Consider the following 14585-nt stretch of genomic DNA (forward strand, 5'->3'; position numbering starts at 1 on the left):
GCAGAAGGCAAGACACGAGGGGGCCGGGATGACCGGCCAAGAGCCGGTGAAGCCTTCTACGCCTTCACCTTCACATAGCTGCCGGGCGCGTCCTCGATCGGCTTGAATGGGCCCTTGCCGGGGATGCGCGCGGGCACGCGGGTGTCGTCCTGCTGCTCGATCCAGGTGAACCAGTCCGGCCACCAGGAACCGGGGTGCATCTGCGCCCCGGCGATCCAGTCCTCCAGCGCGCCGCCGGGGGCCTCGCCGGTCCAGTACTGGTACTTGCCGCGGGCGGGCGGGTTGATGACGCCGGCGATGTGGCCGGAGCCGGCCAGCACGAAGCGGCCGGGATTGCCGAACATCTGCAAGCCGAGGAACACCGAAGCGGCGGGCGCGATATGATCCTCGCGCGTCGCGACGCTGTACATGGGCAGGTTGATCTTCTTGAGGTCGAGCTTCTGGCCCGCCAGCATCAGGCTGCCCTGGGCCAGCCGGTTATCGAGGTAGCAGTTGCGCAGGTAGAAGGAATGGTTCGCCGCCGGCAGGCGGGTGGAATCCGAGTTCCAGTAGAGAATGTCGAAGGGGAAGGGCGCCTGCCCCTTGAGATAATTGTTCACCACATAGGGCCAGATCAGATCATTGGCCCGCAGCATGTTGAAGGCGTTGGCCATCTTGCGGCCGTCCATGACGCCCGCTTCCAGCATCTTGCGCTCGAGATGGGCGACCTGCTCCTCGTCGATGAACACTTTGAGGTCGCCGGCATAGGTGAAATCCACCTGCGTCGTCAGGAAGGTGACGGAGCGCAGGCCGACATCCTGGCCGGACGCCGCAAGCCAGGCGAGCGTCATCGCCAGCATGGTGCCGCCGACGCAATAGCCGACCGCGTGGAAGTCCTTGCTGCCGCTCGCCTTCTTCGCCACGTCGAAAGCGGTGAGCACGCCTTCCTTCATATAGGCGTCGAAGCCTTTGTCGGCGAGTTCCGGGCCGGGATTGACCCAGGAGACCACGAACACGGTGAGCCCCTGCGCCACCGCCCAGCGCACGAAGGATTTTTCCGGCGTCAGGTCGAGCACGTAGAACTTGTTGATCCAGGGCGGGATGATGACCAGCGGCACCGCCAGCACGCTCTCCGTCTGCGGCGCGTACTGGATGACCTGCATGATCTCGTTCTGGAAGATCACCTTGCCGGGCGTGACGGCCAGGTTCTCGCCGACCTTGAATTTGCTGTTGTCGGTCTGACGGATCTTCAGGTCGCCGCCCCCGGCCTCGATGTCCTCGGCCAGCATCTTCATGCCACGCACGAGGTTCTCGCCATTGGAGGCAAGGGTGGTGCGCAGCAGTTCCGGGTTGGTCAGCACGAAATTGGAGGGTGAGACGGCGCCGGCGATCTGCCGGACATAGAACTCCGCCTTGTGCTTGGTGTGCGCGTCGATCTCGGCCTCATCGACCATGTTCTCCGCCCAGTTGGCGGTGAGCAGATAGGTCTGTTTCAGCGTGTCGAAGAACGGGTTGGTGCTCCACTCTGAATCCATGAAGCGGGCATCGCGGGCCGGCGGCTCGGCGACGGGCTTGGCCTCCTTGCCGCTCAGGCGCTTGAGCGTAGAGGACCACAGCTCCAGATAGCCGCCGATCAGCCGGGCCTGTGCCTCCACCGTGCGCTTGGGGTCGGCAAGCCAATATTCCGCGACATTGCCGATGGTCTTCATCACGTCGGCGATGTCCTCGGCGACATCGTCCTGGATGAGCCCTTCCTCGCGGGGGCGCATATAGGCGGCCATCGCCTTGCCGCCCTCCTCGACGAGGCGGGCGAGATTGCCGGCGAAGGCCTGAAGATCAATGGGGCCGGAGCCGAGCGGGGGCGGTTCCGGCGCTGCGGGCTTGGCGGCACTGGGTTGATCTGCTGGCTGGACGGGCGCCGCCGGCGCGGCCTGCGGGGGCGGAGCGGGCGCGGCCAGCGTTTCAGCCTGGGCCTGCGCGCGCCGTTGCGAGGGGCGCACGGCGTAGCGGGGCAGGGCGGAATGCTGTTCGGCGGCTTTCGCGCGCGGACGCTTGGCGGCCCTGTCCGGCGCGGCAGGCGTGATCGGCGCTACATCGACAGCGGGGGACGGGCGGGCCGCTTTGGCTGAGGATGTCGCGGGCGGCTTTGCCGGACCATTCTTCACGGCTTTGCGGGGCGCCTCGGGAGTCGTGGCTTTCGTCGGCGCTTTTGATTCGACCGTGGGCTGCGCCGAGGCCGGCGCCTTTTGCGGGCGCTTCGTCGCCGGTTCGCTCACCGGCGCGGTTGCGGTCGCTTCCGTGGCGAGCTTGGCGGCGGTCCGGCGCGTGGCGGCCTTGCTCTCAGCGGCTTTCGGCGCGTCGGTTGTCGTGGTCGAACGCGCCGTGCGGAGGGGCGTCTTGGCGTCGGTGGCCGGCTTTCCGGTCGTGCGTCGGTTACTCACCGCTTGTCCCCGCGGGTGCCTGCGTTCATAGGTGATGCCATCATAGCCGTGCGGCCCGGCCGGGGCGAGTGCGTATCAGGCCGGAGGCATGGGAGAACGGTGAGCGTGGGAGATGACCGGGGCATGAAGAGCATGGCTGATCGTTGCCGGATGATCCCGCCCGCCGTGGCGCGCCCGGCTCGTCGTGCCGGTTGCCTGGCCGCTCTTGTGGCGCTGGCGCTCGCCGGCTGCTCGGGGCCGTCCTCGCTGCTGCCGCCGGAGATGGCCAAGCCCATCCCGCCCGGCCAGGAGCTGGTCTACCCCAATTTCGGCGCTCCCGCGCAGATCGGCGACCGCCCGGTGATGACCCCGGCGCAGACGGCGAAGATGCAGAACGATCTTCAGGGCCTCGCCCGTGAGCAACAGCAGCAAGTCGAGACCGATAGCCAGCAACAGCCCTAGGCATGGTCCGGCGCCACCTTGGCGATACGTGGCCGCGACAGTTTTCATCACGCTTCCGCCCGTTTTCGCTGCGATCTCTCGCTGTGCGGGCGCCTGAACAGTGTTATGTAGCGCCTTAGTGCCGCTATCCGATGAATCGGGGCGGTTTGGAGCTTGAGACCGATGACCGACTTCCACCGTATCCGCCGGCTGCCGCCCTATGTCTTCGAGCAGGTGAACCGGGTGAAGGCCGCCGCTCGCAATGGCGGTGCCGATATCGTGGATCTCGGCATGGGCAATCCGGACCTCGACGCGCCCGCCCATGTGGTGGAGAAGCTCAAGGACACCATCGGGCGCCCCCGCACCGACCGCTATTCCGCCTCCAAGGGCATTCCGGGTCTGCGCCGCGCGCAGGCGGCCTATTATGAGCGCCGCTTCGGCGTGAAGCTGAACCCCGACACCCAGGTGGTCGCCACCCTCGGCTCCAAGGAAGGCTTCGCCAATATGGCGCAGGCCATCACCGCCCCGGGCGACGTGATCCTGGTGCCGAACCCGTCCTACCCGATCCACGCCTTCGGCTTCCTGATGGCCGGCGCGGCGATCCGCTCGGTGCCGTGCGAGCCCGGCCCGGAGTTCTTCCGGGCGCTGGAGCGCGCCGTGGTGCACTCGATCCCGTCGCCGCTCGCGCTCGTGCTGTGCTACCCGTCGAACCCGACGGCCTGCGTGGCGGATCTCGATTTCTACAAGGACTGCGTCGCCTTCGCGAAGAAGCACGACCTGATCCTGCTCTCCGACCTCGCCTATTCCGAGGTCTATTTCGACGACAACCCGCCGCCTTCCGTGCTGCAGGTGCCGGGCGCGATGGATGTGACGGTGGAGTTCACCTCCATGTCCAAGACCTTCTCCATGGCCGGGTGGCGCATGGGCTTCGCGGTCGGCAATGAGCGGCTGATCGCGGCGCTGGCGCGGGTGAAGTCCTATCTCGACTACGGCGCCTATACGCCGATCCAGGTCGCGGCCACGGCGGCGCTGAACGGCCCGCAGGACTGCATCGCCGATATGCGCGCGGTCTACAAGAAGCGCCGCGACGCGCTGGTGGACAGCTTCGGCAAGGCGGGCTGGGAAATCCCGGTGCCGAGCGCCTCAATGTTCGCCTGGGCGCCGATCCCCGAGAGGTTCCGCCACATGGGCAGCGTCGAATTCGCCAAGCTGCTGATCGAGAAGGCGGATGTGGCCGTCGCTCCAGGCGTCGGCTTCGGCGAGCATGGCGATGAGTATGTCCGCATCGCGCTTGTGGAGAACGAGCAGCGCATCCGGCAGGCCGCCCGCAATGTCCGCCGGTTCCTTGAAACCGGCGCGGAAACATTGCACAACGTCGTCCCTCTCGCCGCGGCGCGCTGACGCTCGGTCCTCCCGAACGGCGCCGCTTTCTGGTCTTCTGTTGAGTTCGGACAAACTATGGCGCCGCCGCTGAAAATTGGCATCGCCGGCCTCGGGACGGTCGGCGCGGGCGTGGTGCGCATGCTGGCGCGTCGCAAGGACGAGATCGCCGCCCGCACCGGGCGTGTGGTCGAGGTCGTCGCCGTCAGCGCCCGTGACCGCTCCCGCAACCGCGACTGCGATCTCTCCGGCATCCGCTGGTTCGACAGTGCGGTCGAACTCGCCCGCGATCCCGACATCGACGTCTTCGTCGAGCTGATCGGCGGGCATGAAGGCACCGCCAAGGCGGCTGTCGAGGCGGCGATCGCCGCTGGCCACACCGTCGTCACCGCCAACAAGGCGCTGCTCGCCCATCACGGCGTGGCGCTCGCCTCGGCGGCGGAAGGCAAGGGCGTCGGCATCCGCTTCGAGGCGGCGGTCGCCGGTGGCATTCCCGTCATCAAGACGCTGCGCGAGGCGCTGCTCGGCAACCGCATCGCCCGCGTCTCCGGTATTCTCAACGGCACCTGCAACTACATCCTGACGCGGATGCGCGACGAGGGGCTCTCCTTCGAGGCGTGCCTCGATCAGGCGCAGCAGCTCGGCTATGCCGAGGCCGACCCGACCTTCGACGTCGATGGCTTCGACACCGCGCACAAGCTCTCGCTCCTCGCCGCGCTCGCCTTCGGTGTGCAGCCGGACCCGGATGCGATCCATGTCGAGGGTATCCGCTCCATCACTCTGCAGGATCTGGAAGCGGCCGACGAGCTCGGCTACCGCATCAAGCTGCTGGGCGTCGCCGCCCGTGCCGGCGAGGCGGTGGAGCTTCGCGTCCACCCCACCATGGTGCCCAAACATTGGCCAATCGCGCAGGTCTCCGGCGTGACCAATGCGGTGGCGATCGATGGTGACGCGGTGGCGCTGACGCTGGTTGGCCCCGGCGCCGGCAGCGACGCGACGGCGTCCGCCGTGGTCGGCGACATTTGCGACCTCGCCAGTGGCGCGGCGGGCACACCTTTCGGCTGGAAGGCGGAAAATCTCCGCCCGGCGGGCAAGGCCGCCATCCAGCGTCATGAAGGTGGCTATTATATCCGCCTCGCGGCGGTCGATCGGCCTGGAACGGCGGCAGCCATTGCCCGCCATATGGCCGAGCAGAACATCTCGCTCGAGTCCATAATGCAGCACCGGCGGGGCCGCCCTCATGGCGGAGACCGGGCTGACAGCGCGGAGGACCCGGCACCTGTGGTGCTGATCACCTACGCCACGAACGAGGACGCGGTGCGCCGCGCGATCGCCGCCATCGACCTCGATGGCGTCATTGCGCAGCCGCCGCAGGTGATACGGATCGAGAAGGACTGAGAGGGGCTGGGACGATGGCGGAAGAAATTACGGTCAAGGCAGGGCAGGCGCTCGAGCGCATCCTGACGCTCGAACTGGTGCGCGTCACCGAGCGCGCGGCGGTGGCTTCCGCCAGCCTGCGCGGGCGCGGCGACGAGAAGGCGGCCGACAAGGCCGCGGTGGACGCCATGCGTCGCGAGCTGAACCGCCTGCCGATCGCTGGCCGCATCGTCATCGGCGAGGGTGAGCGCGACGAGGCGCCGATGCTGTTCATCGGCGAGGAAGTCGGCACCGGCAAGGGCCCGGCGGTAGACATCGCTGTCGACCCGCTCGAAGGCACCACGCTCTGCGCCAAGAACATGCCGGGCTCCATCGCGGTGATGGCGATGGCGGAAGGCGGCACGCTGCTCTACGCGCCCGACGTCTACATGGACAAGATCGCCATCGGGCCGGGCTACCCGAAGGGCACGATCGACATCGACGCCACGCCCGAGGAGAACATCCAGTCCCTGGCCAAGGCCAAGGGCGTGAAGCCCTCCGAGATCACCGCGCTGATCCTCGACCGTCCCCGCCACGCGGCGATCATCGAGGCGGTGCGCAAGACCGGCGCGGCCGTGCAGCTCATCACCGACGGTGATGTCGCGGGCGTGATCCACACCACCAACCCGGACGAGACCGGCGTCGACATCTATCTCGGCACCGGCGGCGCGCCGGAAGGCGTGCTGGCGGCGGCGGCCCTGCGCTGCATCGGCGGCGAGATGTACACCCGCCTGATCCTCGACACCGAGGAGAAGCGCGAGCGCGCCAAGAAGATGGGCGTCACCGACCCGAAGAAGATCTACACCATCACCGACATGGTGCGCGGCGACTGCCTGATCGCGGCAACGGGCGTCACCACCGGCAATCTGCTCAAGGGCGTGAAGTATGAGCGCGGCGTGGTGAAGACCCACACCGTCGTGATGCGCTCGGCTTCCGGCACGGTGCGCTGGATCGAGGCCGAGCACCGCGACCTCTCCAAGTTCCATCTCTGAGAGGCGCCGCCCGCTGCGGCGGTTGGCTTAAGGATAAAAGGGCGCCGTCAGGCGCCCTTTTTGTTTCGCAGCTCCGCGTCGCTGGGAGGGAGATGACGGGTTCATCTGCCGCTTTGGTCGCGGCGCGGTGTGCTGTATACCAGAGCGGTGCGGTGGCGCGGCCCGTCAGGGGCGCCTCCCACCCAACGCCAAGCCAATTGCCAAGGGAACGACCCATGACCGCTCCTCATTCGCTGCTTCCGCCCCTGCTGTCCAAGATCGACGCGCTGATCGCCGCCGAGAAGTACCAGGAGGTCGCCGAGGCCTACACGGCTTTCGTGACGGAGCACGCGACCACCAACTACCTCGCTTCCGAGCCGATTCCGTTCAAGCTGAACGTCGCCTTCTCGAAGAAGTATGGCTCCTCCGCCACCAACACCTTCACCCTGCGCCACACCACCTGGGCGTCGGATGTGAAGGCGGCGCTGAAGGCCGGCCCCGGCGATTTCGCCGCGCTGGTTGCCAAGTATGAGGCCGAGGTTGCCGAGCTCGCCAAGTCGGCGAAGAAGGTCGCCTGAGCGATTTTTCGATCGATGATCGTCGGAAAGGCCGGCCTCGTGCCGGCCTTTTTGTTAGCGCTGCTGTCGCCTCAGCCGCGCGGCGGCACATCCTTGAGGAAATAATCGACGCCGAGCTGCACCATGGGCGGTTGCGAGGCGTGCGGCCCGCCATGTTCGACATAGGTCAGTTCATAGCCGGCATGGCGCAGCTTGGCGGCGTGCGAGCGGCCGGCCGTGGCAATCGGCGTCTGCGTGTCCTGTTGCCCATGGGCGATGAACACCTTGGGCGAGCCTTCCTGCGCCAGCACCGTCATGAAGCCGGCTGAGAAGGCGAGGATGTGGGTGACGATCTGCCCGTTGCTGAGCCCGTTTGACAGCGAATAGCTGCCCCCGTCCGAATGCCCGGCAAAGGCGAAATGCGTGGGGTCCAGCGAGAAGCGCGAGGCCACCTCGGCGAGCCCGACATCCAGTCGCTCGCGGTCGGGTCCGTTGCCGGCAATGACGATGTCCCAGGTCGGAAACAGCGACTGCGGCACGAGCAGCAGGAAACCGCGCTCCTCCGCATGGCGGCGCATGATCGGCAGGATCTTCTCGGCGCTGCCGCCGCCACCATGGAACAGGCACATGAAGGGCGTCGGCCGGCCGGGATCGATTCCCTCAGGCACGATCAGCACATAATCGCGCGTGTCGAACAGGCCGAGATCATGCCGGCCGGGCGGCAGCGGCGGCTTGGAGGGCGCGGTGTGCTGGAAGGACAGGCGGCCGAGGAGCGACAGGTCGAGCATGGCGCGCACCATACCCAGCCGGCTCAACGCCGCAAGAGGGCAGGGCGCCGCGTGGTCGCCCGAGACCGGAGGCCAGCACCTCCGCCATGAGGCCGGTGCAGGGCAGGCATCGACGATGCCGGCTTTGCTTTGAGGCGCGGGAGCGCTATCAGCGGGAAACTGGCCGCCCGCTCGCGAGTCCGCGCCGGTGGCAGCTTCCGCTCGGGGTTGCCGGTCCGTCCCTCGCCACTGCGTCCCCATGCCCTTTCGTGACAAGCTGTTCGCCCTCGCCGTCGTCTGCGTCTGGGCGCTGAACATGATCGTCATCAAGCTCGGCGTTCAGGAGATCCCGCCCTTGCTGACGACGGCGCTGCGATTCGTCGTGGTCTCGGCGCTGCTGGTCCCGTTCACCCGCATCACCCGCGCGCAGCTGCCGGGCATCCTGCTGGTGTCCTTCACCTTCGGCACGGTGCATTTTGGCCTGCTCTTCGCGGCGCTGGAGCATGCGGAGGCCGGCACAAGCGCGGTCATCATCCAGCTCGGCGGACCGATCGCCACGGTGCTGGCGTGCCTGATGCTGAAGGAGCCGCTGGGGCGGCTGCGCTCCGCCGGTCTGGTGATCTCGCTCGCCGGCATTCTCATCATCGCCGCCGGGCCGACCTGGCCGAGCCCGCTCGGCCTCGCCCTGCTGGTCGCCAGCGCCACCGGCTGGGCGGTGACCAACCTCATCGTCAACCACATGTCCAGCGTCTCGCCCATGACCATGATGGGCTGGTCCTCGCTGTTTTCCGTGCCGCAGCTCTTCCTCGCCTCATGGCTGTTCGAGGCGGAGCGCTGGGGCATGGTGGCGACGGCGGGGATCCATGGCTGGATGGCGGTCGTCTATAGCGCCATCGCCTCGTCGATCATCGGCTACGGCATCTGGTACTGGCTGCTGCAGCGCCATTCGGTGAATGCGGTGGTGCCCTATTCCATGCTGAACCCGTTGCTCACCGTGCTGTTCGGCATCGTGCTGATCGGCGACGCGCCCTCGCTGGTGAAGCTCATCGGCGCGCTGGTGATGGTGATCGGCGTGGCGCTGATCCTGCGCAAGCCTTCCGCGCCCACCACGCTGCCCGACACGGCGTGAGAACCGGGGCGTTGCCGCCCCGGCTCCTGTTCTCGTGCTTCACTTGGCCTTCAGGAAATCGCCGACCTCGAGCAGGATAAGCTCGTTGTCGTCCGCCTTCGCAGGATCGCGCGAGGAGGAGAAGGGCAGGTTGTTGTCATTGCCGACCACGATATGCGTGGCGTCGACCACATCCACGTCCTCGATGGTGAAGAAGGGGAAGGTCAGCACGCCGTCATTCAGCGGCTTCTTCGCCTTCTTGTCGGGATCGGCGATGTTCATCAGGTCGATATGGCCGATCTTGCGCACCGGCTGGCCGGCATTGGCGTCGGTCAGCTCGATCTTGTAGATGCGCTTGAACTTGGCGAGGTCGTGGAAGCAGTCCGGGCCCTTGGTGCCCTCGGCGCAGGCCTTGTCCTTGGTGCCCTCGCCATTGTCGCGCTCGATGATCAGGCCGGTGGTGCCGTCGATCATGTTGAAGTCGCCGATGGCATTGCCGTTCTGCTCGAGAACGTACTGCCACATGCGGCCGGTCCACTTGCCGTTGGCCACATCGAATTCGAGGATCGGCAGGAATTCCTTGCCGTCCGCGGTCTTCTGCCAGTCCTTCTTCTCGGCGTCCCAGAGCGGGCCTTCGAGCAGCGCGTAGAGGAACTTGCCGTCCTTGGAGGCGGCCATGCCCTCATAGCCCTTGGAGCGGCGGGCGTTGAAGGTCGCCGGCGCGTTCGGCGCGGCGGGGGAGGTGACCGACGGGCTGTCGGGCGAGCGCACCGGCGTCTCGCCGGCGACCGTCTCGAACACCTGCTTCACCTTGCCGGTCAGGTCCGCCTTGATGAGGAAGGGGCCGAACTCTTCGCCGATCCACAAATCGTCGCCGATGATCTGGAAGCTCTCGAGATCGAAATCGGCGCCGGTGAGATAGCGCTTCTCCGTACCCTCATGGACGATGCGGAACGGCACCTTCTTGTCGGGATCGGTGAGGAAGACGGTCGCCACCGGCTGGAAGGTGCCGGTCGACCAGTCGACCTTGTAATGGCGCAGGAAGAGCGCCGAATCCGGGCTATTGGCCTTCGAGCCGAAGCCATTATCGGTGATGATCCAGAACGAGCCGTCCGGCATCACCTTGATGCCCGAATGACCCTGCACCGGCTGGCCCTTGAAGGGCACGGAAACGCCGGTCGGCCGGCCCGCCGATTTGCCCATCACCGAGCCGAGAGCCTCCACGCGCACGCCGGTGGTGTATTTGCCGGAGGTCTTGAGATCCTCCGGCGCGTCGGCCGGCATCTCGATGAAGGTCTGCGCCGGCAGCACGGCGTGGCCGACGAGCGTCGCCGGAAAGGTCTGGTCGGCGCGGGCGGGCGTGCCGAGCATCAGCAGCGCAACGGCGGCGCCGGCGAGCAGCGAGGAACGCAGCAACATGGTTGGTCTCCTGTCGTGGGGATCGGGTGAGCCGAGGCGCCTTTCCTGAGGCTCGCGCATGTCGTTGCGGCAACAGGCGCACGACATGTTCATGACCATTTCCCGCCGTGAGCACCCGACAGGCGCGCCGCCTCTCGACGCGCCCGCGAAGTTAGGGCTTATCCTCGGCGCATGAGTCTGACCCTCCCGACCGCGGCGCCGCCGCCGCGTGCCTTTCTCGGTGTGAAGCATTCCGCGCTTGGCCGCTTCTGGCGCGAGCGCCTCGACGCGCGCGGCGCGCAGACGACGATGGCCATCGTCCAGCGCCAGGGCGTGCCGGAGATCCTCGCCCGCGTGCTGGCTGGGCGCGGCGTCGCCATCGAGGAGGTCGAGGCCTATCTCGACCCGACGGTGCGTCGCCTGCTGCCGGACCCGGACACGCTGACCGACATGGCCCCCGCCGTCGCCCGCCTCGCCGATGCGGTGGAGAAGGGCGAGGCGGTCGCGGTGTTCGGTGATTATGACGTGGACGGTGCCACCTCCACCGCGCTGCTGGTCGAGGTGCTGCGAGCTGGCGGGCTCGATCCCGCCTTCCACATTCCCGACCGCATCTTCGAGGGCTACGGGCCGAACATCCCGGCCATCGAGGCGTTGGCGGCCAATGGGGCGCGCCTGCTGGTCACCGTCGATTGCGGCACGATGAGCTTCGAGCCTTTCGCCCGCGCCCGCGAGCTGGGGCTGGACGTCGTGGTGATCGACCATCACCAGGCCGGCGAGAGCCTGCCGGAGGTCACCGCTTTGGTGAACCCCAACCGCGCCGATGACCTCTCCGGCCTTGGCCATCTCTGCGCCGTCGGCCTCGTCTTCGTCACGGCGGTGGGACTGGTGCGCGAGCTGCGCCGGCGTGGCTTCTGGACCGATGCCCGACCGGCGCCGGACCTGCTGTCCTTTCTCGATATCGTCGCGCTCGGCACGGTGGCGGATGTGGTGCCGCTCACCGGCCTCAACCGCGCCTTCGTCACCAAGGGACTGATCGTGCTGCGCCAGCGGCTGCGGCCGGGGCTGACAGCGCTGATGGATGCCGCCCGCCTCTCCGGCCCGCCCAAGGCATGGCATCTTGGCTTCCTGCTAGGGCCCCGCATCAATGCCGGCGGGCGCATTGGCGACGCCGCGCTTGGCACGCGCCTGCTGCTCACCCGCGATCCCATCGAGGCGGCGGTGATCGCCGCCGAGCTCGACCGGCTTAACACCGAGCGCCAGCAGGTGGAGCGCGCCATCGTCGCGCAGGCCGAGGCCGAGGCGGAAGCCTCGCTCGGCCTTGCCGGGGAGGGCAGCGTGATCCTGTCCTCCGGCGAGGGCTGGCATCCCGGCGTCGTCGGGCTGGTGGCCGCCCGGCTGAAGGAGAAGTTCGGTCGCCCGGCCTTCGCCATCGCCTTCACCGGCGCCATGGGCTCCGGCTCGGCCCGCTCCATTCCCGGCGTTGATGTTGGCCGCGCCGTGCGTGGCGCGGTGGATCGGGGGCTGTTGGTGAAGGGCGGCGGCCACGCCATGGCGGCCGGTCTCACCATCGCCCGCGAGCGGCTGGGCGAGCTGCGCGCCTATCTCGACGAGGCGCTCTCCGGCGCGGTGGAAGAAGCGCGGGCGGTCGATGAGACGGTGATCGACGGCGCGCTCTCCGCCGCCGGCGCGACGCCGGAATTGATCGAGCTGATCGAGCGTGCCGGCCCCTATGGCGCGGGCAACCCGCAGCCGATCTTCGCCTTTCCCGCCCACCGCCTTGTCTATGCCGAGGCCGGCAGCGCCGATCAGGTGCGCGTGCGGCTGCGCAGTTCGGATGGCACGATCCTGTCGGGCGTCGCCTTTCGCGCGGTGAACACACCGCTCGGCCAGAGCCTTCTCGCCGCGCGCGGCCAGAACATCCATGTCGCCGGCATGCTGGAACTCGACAGCTGGCAGGGGCGCACGCAGGTCAATCTGCGTGTCAACGATGTCGCCATTCCCGAAATCGGTTGATTATCATGGGCTTGAGCCGGCCATCTGAATCAACCTGCGAGCCCGTTGAATCAGTGCTTCAGGCCCTCAGCGCGAGCCTGAATCAGGGCGGCATGGGCGGCAAGCAGCGCCTTGGGCGCACACGTCATTTGCCGCCGACTTCACCCGGAATCGGAATGTGAGCAGGTGAGCGCAACCCTCTCATCCGACTCACGGAATTCCGCCCCGCCGCAGGTGGCCATCGTCGGCGCGGGTCCGGCCGGGCTGATCGCCGCCGAAATGCTGGCACAGGCCGGCTGCGTGGTGACCATCCATGAGCGCATGCCATCGCCCGCGCGCAAATTCCTCATCGCCGGGCGGGGCGGGCTGAACCTCACCCATTCCGAACCGCGCGCCACCTTCCTCGCCCGCTATGGTGGGGCGGCCGATTGGCTCGCGCCGCTGCTGGATGCCTTCCCGCCGGCCCGGCTCCAAGTGTGGGTCGAGGGGCTGGGTGAGCCGACTTTCATCGGCTCCAGTGGCCGCCTGTTCCCCGCGAGCTTCAAGGCCTCGCCTTTGCTTCGGGCCTGGCTGCGCCGGCTGGACGCCCTCGGCGTGCGTCTCACCCCCCGCCAACTCTGGAAGGGCTGGGACGAGTCCGGCGGCCTGCGCCTCGCGACAGTGGAGGGCGAAGCCATCATCCGACCGGACGCCACGCTGCTGGCCCTGGGCGGGGCAAGCTGGCCCCGCCTCGGCAGCGATGGCGGCTGGGTCGAGCGTCTGCGCGCCATCGGCGTCACCGTGGCGCCGCTGCGGCCGGCGAACAGTGGCGCGCATATCGGCTGGTCGGAGACCTTCCGCACCCGCTTCGCCGGCCAGCCGCTGAAGCGGATCGCGCTCACCTTTGAGGGCGCGACGGTGCGCGGCGAGGCGATGATCGACCCGGTGGGACTGGAGGGCGGCGCCGTCTACGCGCTGTCCGCCCCGCTGCGCGCCATGGTCGAGCGGCAGGGGCAGGCGACATTGACGCTCGACCTCCGCCCGGACCTCTCCGCCGCGCGCCTCGCCGAGCGACTGGCCGCGAGCCGCAAGGGCGAGTCGCTGTCGAACCGGCTGCGCAAGGCGGCGGGCCTCTCGCCCGTCGCGGCCGGTCTGCTGCGCGAGGGCGAGGGGGCTTTGCCGACCGAGCCTTTGGGACTGGCCGCGCGCATCAAGGCCCTGCCGCTGACGGTCACCGGCATGGCGGGGCTGGAACGTGCGATCTCGAGCGCCGGCGGCATCGCCCGATCAGACGTGAGCGATGGTCTGATGCTCAGGGCGCGGCCCGGCGTGTTCGTGGCGGGCGAGATGCTGGACTGGGAGGCGCCTACGGGCGGCTACCTGCTGCAAGCCTCATTCGCCACGGGCGCTGCGGCGGCAGTGGGGATTCTCGGCTATCTCGGTGTGAGGGCGCCCGAACCGTGGACGGGCGGCTGGCAGGCCGAGGCACGCGGGGAGCCTCGCGCGCGGCGGGAAGCTAAGGCGCGGGACGACGGCTGAGGGAGCGCGTGTCGTCGTCCCGCGCGTTTCACGAGACCTGCCGGGAAAGGGCCTCGCGAAAGCTGTGCCGTCACTGACGGCAGCGATGACTGGGTTGCCGGACGTTGTCGGCGACCGCTGCGAAGTAAGTACGATGACTAATCTGCTGATACAACAGCTATCTTCGCGTATTATTATAGTTCTAAAAAGCGTGTGGTGCTCTTTACTTGCGGGTGGCGCCTGCCGCGACGGCGGCTTGCGGCGCGGCGCCGGCGGGCTTAACTCCTTGAGTGCCGGTCGTTCATGGGCCGGCCACGTTCGCCGGCCGTGTCGTTCCGCCGGGGAGTGAGGAAAGAGCGCGATGGCCCGCCTGTTTTTCCGCCGGGGCGCGGGTGCCGAAGCCGCGCCGGATGCCGCGCGCGAACTCGCAGCGCGTGCGCGCGCCATGCTCGGCGTCGGCGAGGACACCACCGTGTCGATCACCGAGATCGCCTGCGGCGACCCGGCCTGCGGCGGGGCGGAAACCGTGGTGCTGGTGATGCGGCCTGGCCGGCGCACCGAGGCGGCGAAGCTCTATTGTCCGCTGGCTTCCGTCACCGACGAGGCGCTGATCGAGGCGCTGCAGCCCCTTCTGGACGCTGCGTCATAATCGCCGGTCG

Annotated in this window: 12 protein-coding genes; 9 read left to right on the top strand and 3 right to left on the bottom strand. The window is 68.1% G+C overall.

What is annotated here, in order from left to right:
• Nucleotides 1-56 precede the first annotated feature (56 nt).
• Nucleotides 57-1760 carry a class I poly(R)-hydroxyalkanoic acid synthase gene (phaC, locus tag AncyloWKF20_RS02945; protein ID WP_279317864.1) on the bottom strand — a complete coding sequence of 568 codons (1704 nt, stop codon included), beginning with the start codon at nucleotides 1758-1760 and terminating at the stop codon, nucleotides 57-59.
• Nucleotides 1761-2543: 783 nt separating this feature from the next.
• On the opposite strand from phaC, the gene AncyloWKF20_RS02950 reads away from it, so the two are divergent.
• The 5 genes from AncyloWKF20_RS02950 (at nucleotide 2544) to AncyloWKF20_RS02970 (ending at nucleotide 7185) form a co-directional block, all read left to right on the top strand.
• On the top strand, nucleotides 2544-2861 hold the full coding sequence (locus AncyloWKF20_RS02950; protein ID WP_279316464.1) for a hypothetical protein: 318 nt from the start codon (nucleotides 2544-2546) through the stop codon (nucleotides 2859-2861).
• Nucleotides 2862-3023: 162 nt separating this feature from the next.
• A complete protein-coding gene (locus AncyloWKF20_RS02955) occupies nucleotides 3024-4241 on the top strand; it encodes an LL-diaminopimelate aminotransferase (protein ID WP_279316465.1) in 1218 nt (405 codons plus the stop codon).
• A gap of 57 nt (nucleotides 4242-4298) precedes the next feature.
• Nucleotides 4299-5618, top strand: a complete 1320-nt coding sequence (locus AncyloWKF20_RS02960; RefSeq protein WP_279316466.1) for a homoserine dehydrogenase — start codon at nucleotides 4299-4301, stop codon at nucleotides 5616-5618.
• 14 nt (nucleotides 5619-5632) lie between these two features.
• The gene (gene glpX, locus AncyloWKF20_RS02965; protein ID WP_267582912.1) at nucleotides 5633-6628 is read left to right on the top strand and encodes a class II fructose-bisphosphatase; all 996 of its coding nucleotides are present in this window, start codon (nucleotides 5633-5635) and stop codon (nucleotides 6626-6628) included.
• Between the two features lie 215 nt (nucleotides 6629-6843).
• Nucleotides 6844-7185: a hypothetical protein gene (locus AncyloWKF20_RS02970; RefSeq protein ID WP_267582911.1), complete on the top strand. Its 342-nt coding sequence runs from the start codon at nucleotides 6844-6846 to the stop codon at nucleotides 7183-7185.
• A gap of 71 nt (nucleotides 7186-7256) precedes the next feature.
• Here AncyloWKF20_RS02970 and AncyloWKF20_RS02975 read toward each other — a convergent pair whose 3' ends face one another.
• On the bottom strand, nucleotides 7257-7964 hold the full coding sequence (locus tag AncyloWKF20_RS02975; RefSeq protein WP_279316467.1) for an esterase: 708 nt from the start codon (nucleotides 7962-7964) through the stop codon (nucleotides 7257-7259).
• A 226-nt stretch (nucleotides 7965-8190) separates the two neighbouring features.
• Between AncyloWKF20_RS02975 and AncyloWKF20_RS02980 the strand changes: the two genes are divergently transcribed.
• On the top strand, nucleotides 8191-9060 hold the full coding sequence (locus tag AncyloWKF20_RS02980) for an EamA family transporter (RefSeq protein WP_279316468.1): 870 nt from the start codon (nucleotides 8191-8193) through the stop codon (nucleotides 9058-9060).
• 39 nt (nucleotides 9061-9099) lie between these two features.
• Here AncyloWKF20_RS02980 and AncyloWKF20_RS02985 read toward each other — a convergent pair whose 3' ends face one another.
• Nucleotides 9100-10452: an esterase-like activity of phytase family protein gene (locus tag AncyloWKF20_RS02985; RefSeq protein ID WP_279317865.1), complete on the bottom strand. Its 1353-nt coding sequence runs from the start codon at nucleotides 10450-10452 to the stop codon at nucleotides 9100-9102.
• 177 nt (nucleotides 10453-10629) lie between these two features.
• Between AncyloWKF20_RS02985 and recJ the strand changes: the two genes are divergently transcribed.
• The 3 genes from recJ (at nucleotide 10630) to AncyloWKF20_RS03000 (ending at nucleotide 14575) form a co-directional block, all read left to right on the top strand.
• The gene (recJ, locus tag AncyloWKF20_RS02990; RefSeq protein ID WP_279316469.1) at nucleotides 10630-12450 is read left to right on the top strand and encodes a single-stranded-DNA-specific exonuclease RecJ; all 1821 of its coding nucleotides are present in this window, start codon (nucleotides 10630-10632) and stop codon (nucleotides 12448-12450) included.
• Between the two features lie 165 nt (nucleotides 12451-12615).
• Nucleotides 12616-13947 carry a TIGR03862 family flavoprotein gene (locus AncyloWKF20_RS02995; protein ID WP_279316470.1) on the top strand — a complete coding sequence of 444 codons (1332 nt, stop codon included), beginning with the start codon at nucleotides 12616-12618 and terminating at the stop codon, nucleotides 13945-13947.
• 340 nt (nucleotides 13948-14287) lie between these two features.
• On the top strand, nucleotides 14288-14575 hold the full coding sequence (locus AncyloWKF20_RS03000; protein WP_267582906.1) for a hypothetical protein: 288 nt from the start codon (nucleotides 14288-14290) through the stop codon (nucleotides 14573-14575).
• The last annotated feature ends 10 nt before the right edge of the window (nucleotides 14576-14585 follow it).

It is taken from the genome of Ancylobacter sp. WKF20, assembly GCF_029760895.1.
GTDB lineage: Bacteria > Pseudomonadota > Alphaproteobacteria > Rhizobiales > Xanthobacteraceae > Ancylobacter.

Coding starts and splice junctions, on each gene's coding strand:
- AncyloWKF20_RS02955 (WP_279316465.1), top strand. CDS start 3,024: ATGACCGACTTCCACCGTATCCGCCGGCTGCCGCCCTATGTCTTCGAG.
- AncyloWKF20_RS02975 (WP_279316467.1), bottom strand. CDS start 7,964: ATGGTGCGCGCCATGCTCGACCTGTCGCTCCTCGGCCGCCTGTCCTTC.
- phaC (WP_279317864.1), bottom strand. CDS start 1,760: ATGGCCGCCTATATGCGCCCCCGCGAGGAAGGGCTCATCCAGGACGAT.
- AncyloWKF20_RS03000 (WP_267582906.1), top strand. CDS start 14,288: ATGGCCCGCCTGTTTTTCCGCCGGGGCGCGGGTGCCGAAGCCGCGCCG.
- AncyloWKF20_RS02970 (WP_267582911.1), top strand. CDS start 6,844: ATGACCGCTCCTCATTCGCTGCTTCCGCCCCTGCTGTCCAAGATCGAC.
- recJ (WP_279316469.1), top strand. CDS start 10,630: ATGAGTCTGACCCTCCCGACCGCGGCGCCGCCGCCGCGTGCCTTTCTC.
- AncyloWKF20_RS02980 (WP_279316468.1), top strand. CDS start 8,191: ATGCCCTTTCGTGACAAGCTGTTCGCCCTCGCCGTCGTCTGCGTCTGG.
- AncyloWKF20_RS02950 (WP_279316464.1), top strand. CDS start 2,544: ATGAAGAGCATGGCTGATCGTTGCCGGATGATCCCGCCCGCCGTGGCG.
- AncyloWKF20_RS02960 (WP_279316466.1), top strand. CDS start 4,299: ATGGCGCCGCCGCTGAAAATTGGCATCGCCGGCCTCGGGACGGTCGGC.
- glpX (WP_267582912.1), top strand. CDS start 5,633: ATGGCGGAAGAAATTACGGTCAAGGCAGGGCAGGCGCTCGAGCGCATC.